The organism is Mesorhizobium sp. M1A.F.Ca.IN.022.07.1.1 (assembly GCF_003997575.1).
In the GTDB taxonomy this organism is placed as follows: Bacteria; Pseudomonadota; Alphaproteobacteria; order Rhizobiales; family Rhizobiaceae; genus Mesorhizobium.
Map to the genome: position 1 here is coordinate 1 of NZ_RZST01000468.1, position 3,685 is coordinate 3,685.

The 3,685-nt window shown below is 63.3% G+C and carries 5 protein-coding genes and 1 tRNA gene; 3 read left to right on the top strand and 3 right to left on the bottom strand.

Translation table 11 applies throughout. The annotated features are described in order from the left end of the window. Positions 1-99: 99 nt before the first annotated feature. Together EOA75_RS30435 and rpiA are read right to left on the bottom strand one after the other, a co-directional pair. Positions 100-735, bottom strand: a complete 636-nt coding sequence (locus tag EOA75_RS30435) for a DUF2059 domain-containing protein (protein WP_127325886.1) — start codon at positions 733-735, stop codon at positions 100-102. Further along, the gene (gene rpiA / locus EOA75_RS30440) at positions 722-1,453 is read right to left on the bottom strand and encodes a ribose-5-phosphate isomerase RpiA (protein ID WP_127325887.1); all 732 of its coding nucleotides are present in this window, start codon (positions 1,451-1,453) and stop codon (positions 722-724) included. Before rpiA ends, EOA75_RS30435 begins: the two co-directional genes overlap by 14 nt. Before the next feature lie 153 nt (positions 1,454-1,606). Here rpiA and EOA75_RS30445 point away from each other — a divergent pair, with 153 nt between their 5' ends. Then, positions 1,607-2,287, top strand: a complete 681-nt coding sequence (locus tag EOA75_RS30445; protein ID WP_095800727.1) for a phosphoglycolate phosphatase — start codon at positions 1,607-1,609, stop codon at positions 2,285-2,287. 126 nt (positions 2,288-2,413) lie between these two features. Further along, a tRNA-Val gene (locus tag EOA75_RS30450) sits at positions 2,414-2,488 on the top strand. Between the two features lie 85 nt (positions 2,489-2,573). Here the strand turns inward: EOA75_RS30450 and EOA75_RS34285 are convergent. Then, complete coding sequence (locus tag EOA75_RS34285) at positions 2,574-2,744, bottom strand: hypothetical protein (RefSeq protein ID WP_164746760.1); 171 nt, start codon at positions 2,742-2,744, stop codon at positions 2,574-2,576. A gap of 643 nt (positions 2,745-3,387) precedes the next feature. Between EOA75_RS34285 and EOA75_RS30455 the strand changes: the two genes are divergently transcribed. Further along, positions 3,388-3,685, top strand: a 298-nt coding sequence (locus EOA75_RS30455; protein WP_164747680.1) for a cyclic nucleotide-binding domain-containing protein, incomplete at its 3' end; no start/stop codon positions are given.

Below are 3,685 nucleotides of genomic sequence, written 5' to 3' on the forward strand. Positions count from 1 at the left end.
CAATGGAAGTGTGTCACAGGTAGGCGGACAGCAGGCAAAAGAAAAGCCCGGAAATCCGGGCTCTTCTGGTCAAGTCGGCCGTCGGCCGCTTGAAACGGATCAGTTCTGCGAATTGTCGGCAGGAGCCGATTTGTCGGCAGGAGCCTGGTCGTCTGCAGGCGCCGAATTATCGGCAGGAGCGGAGCCGTCGGCAGGAGCGGTCGCATCCTTCGCAGGCTTGGCCGGAGCCGCGGCCTTTGCGGCGGCGGCGAGCGTTTCGCCGACCTGCTGGGCGAGGTCGCGGGCGACCCCGTTCTGCCAAATGTCGGCCGCCTTCACCAGGTCGCGCGTGACCGCCGGGCCGCTGTCGAGCAGCTTCTTGCCGGCTTCCGAGCTGTAGAAAGTGGCGATATCGTTGAGGTCCTTTTCGGAAAACACCTTGGCGTAGGCGAGCGCCGCCTCCTTCTCCAGGTCGGCGCGGCGCGCCGCCAAGCCCATGGCCTTTTCGGTGACCGTCTTGCCGATCAGTTCCTGCATGTCGGGGTTCTTCTGGATCAGTTGGTTCTCAAGCGCGGCCGCCGCCTGCGGTAGGATATTGTCGAACGGGTCGGTAGCGTGGATAGCCGCAACTGCGGCCCGTGCGGCCTTCAGATGCGATTCGCTGATATCCTGCGAAAACGCCGGCGAGGACAGCGCAAGCACCGCTGAGGCCGCCAGAATGGTCGAAAGGCGGCGAACCCGTTTATGCAACATCATGGTCGATAGAACTCCCTGGTTTTCGGGCGGCATGGACGGTTTGGATGCCGTCGCCGCCGGCGATGACGGCGGTTGACGCCAGCCCGATGAATAGACCGTGCTCGACAACGCCTGGAATGGCGAAGAGAGCATTCGAAAGCGCTCTTGTATCCGGAATGCGGCCAAAAGATGCATCGAGGATAAAGTGGCCGCCGTCTGTAACAAATGGCTGCCCCCCCGTCATCCTCAATGTCACCGGGCCGGCAAGGCCGAGGCTTGCCGCCGCCGCGCCGACCGCGATCTCGGTGGCGCGCAGGCCGAACTTGTTGACCTCGATCGGCAGCGGGAAACGACCGAGCGTCTCGACCATCTTGGACCGGTCGGCAATCACGATCATGCGCTGCGACGCAGCCGCGACGATCTTTTCGCGCAGCAGCGCCCCGCCGCCGCCCTTGATCAACGTCAGCGCGGGATCGATCTCGTCGGCGCCGTCGATGGTGAGGTCGAGCTCCGGCGTTTCCTCGAGCGTCGACAGCGGCACGCCAAGCTCGCGGCAGAGTGCCGCGGTGCGCTCGGATGTGGGCACGCCGATGACGCTGAGGCCGGTCGCGACGTTTTCGGCGAGCAGCCGGACGAACTCGTCGGCGGTCGTGCCCGTGCCGATGCCGAGCCGCATGCCGCTGCTGACATGGGCGAGCGCCGCACGCGCGGCCTCGACCTTCAACTGCCTTGCGTCCATGCCGCTCCTGTCCCCGATTTCCATGGTTTGGCGCGCCTCCTAGCATTTTTGCCTTTCCCGTCAAAGGCTCTGCCTGTGGACCGACGGAGGTGGCTTGCTTGACCACCGCGCATCTTGTATCGGCTGCGGAACCTCAATCATTCAGGACTGGCCATGACCCGACCGATCATCGTGTTCGACCTCGACGGGACGCTCATCGACACCGCGCCGGATCTGCTCGACAGCCTCAACCACAGCCTGGCGGCCGCGGAGCTTGCCGCGGTCGACCAAGCCGGCTTCAAACGCTACGTCGGCCATGGCGGCCGCGTCATGATCGAACGCGCGCATGCGGCGCAAAACAAGGCGCTGATGGCGGAAGAGCACGACCGGCTGCTGAAGCTTTTCCTCGACCACTACACGATCAACATCCCTGGCAAGTCCTGCCCGTATCCCGGCGTCGTCGCAGCCCTCGATCGCTTCCAGGCCGCCGGTTATCTGATGGCGGTGTGCACCAACAAGTATGAAGCGAATTCGGCGACGCTGATCGGCGCGCTCGGTCTCGACAAATACTTTGCCGCGATCTGCGGCCAGGATACTTTTGCCTTCCGCAAACCCGACCCGCGCCATCTGACCGAAACCATCAAACTGGCTGGCGGCGATCCGCACAACGCCCTGATGGTCGGCGATTCGCAGACCGACATCGACACCGCCAAGGCGGCCGGTATTCCGGTGGTGGCGGTCGATTTCGGCTATACGGATCGTCATGTGCGCGAGTTCGAACCGACGCTGGTGATCTCGCATTTCGACACGCTGACGCCGGAATTGGCCCAGCGTCTGATCGCTGCGGCGCGCTGAGCGCCTGCCCAGATCGAGCCGGCAGGAACCCGAAATCGGTCCGCAGGATAACGTCGGCACATTGCCTTGACTTCGCGCACGCGCCTCCCTTATATCGCGGCTCGCTTCGGCCTTCGGGCAACGAGCGGGCGATTAGCTCAGCGGGAGAGCACACCCTTCACACGGGTGGGGTCGCAGGTTCAATCCCTGCATCGCCCACCATCCAACTTCCTGAAAGTTGGATGATCCGGCCGCGATGAACCTCTTCGATTTCGTGCAGCGGGACAGCTCGCGTCCGGGAGGACGCTTAGATCAGGCCTCGGCGCACATTCAAATGCGTTACTCCCGTCACCAGAATGGCGCCGGTCATGAAGTAGAGCGTGGCTATGATGTTGCCCTGATGGAAATGCAGCCCGGCAAACAGCAGGGCCATAACCACGGCAAGAAATGCGATTACACGCGAGAAGTTATCGGGCATGGGGCAGCGAACCTATGCAAATAGGATGATGGCCGCCCTCAATCAGCCGCGCGCTCCATAGATCGGTTTTCGATTTTCCGCAATTGCCTTTTGAAGCACTGCCGCAATATGGTGCCTGCTGCGGCGGGTGCCGACAACCGGGCCGCTGCCCTTGTCGCCGACATTTCGTTCGAAGGCGCTGAGTTCGTCGGTCGGGGTCGTCGGACTGGTCCATGCAGGGCGGCGGCAAGCCGCTGCTGGACAGGCGACGCTTCTGTGATCGCCTTCACATACGCCGCGGAGGCCTCGCGCACAGATATCGCACCGGGTGGCACTGATGCATGGGCTCCAACGGCCTCCGGCCTGAAAGCTCGGCAGGGAGTTTCGATCACCTAGCCATTTTCAGATTTGCTGTTCGCGCGCGTCGGTCACCTCCCGCCACGCGCGCGAACGGCGTTTCGTAGTTCGGTCCGCGTCCGCCAGCGCGCTCCGGTTTCCCGCTGCAAGGGACAGTTGCCGGACAATTTGAGTGCCGGCAGCGCACGTTTGGCGCCCGATCTACAAAGGCCGTCGTGTGTTGCCGCAATCGCACGAAAGGAGACAGGCCTTGATCGAGCATGCACTTGTCATACAATTTCCGCTCAACGAGAGGCGGAACCGCATCATGTCCACAGCCAGCACAGACGACAGGAGCACCCTGCCGCGTCTGGCGCGGATCGATCCGCGCCAGTTCGATTTGCTGTTCGGCGGCTGCAAGGTCGAACGTTATGCCGCCGGTCAGCACCTGTTCGTCCAGGAGGACGCATCCGACCGCATCTACGGCGTGATGAGCGGCACGGTCGAGATTTCGCTCTATTCACCGGGCGGGCAGAAGCTGGTGGCCAATATCGAGCTGTCGCGCAGCCTGATCGGCGAGATCGGCGCGCTCGACGGACGCCCGCGCACGGCAACCGCCATCTGTC

Bases quoted from the DNA above. Each gene is read 5' to 3' on its own strand.
- rpiA (WP_127325887.1), bottom strand. From the start codon at position 1,453: ATGGACGCAAGGCAGTTGAAGGTCGAGGCCGCGCGTGCGGCGCTCGCC.
- EOA75_RS30445 (WP_095800727.1), top strand. From the start codon at position 1,607: ATGACCCGACCGATCATCGTGTTCGACCTCGACGGGACGCTCATCGAC.
- EOA75_RS30435 (WP_127325886.1), bottom strand. From the start codon at position 735: ATGATGTTGCATAAACGGGTTCGCCGCCTTTCGACCATTCTGGCGGCC.
- EOA75_RS34285 (WP_164746760.1), bottom strand. From the start codon at position 2,744: ATGCCCGATAACTTCTCGCGTGTAATCGCATTTCTTGCCGTGGTTATG.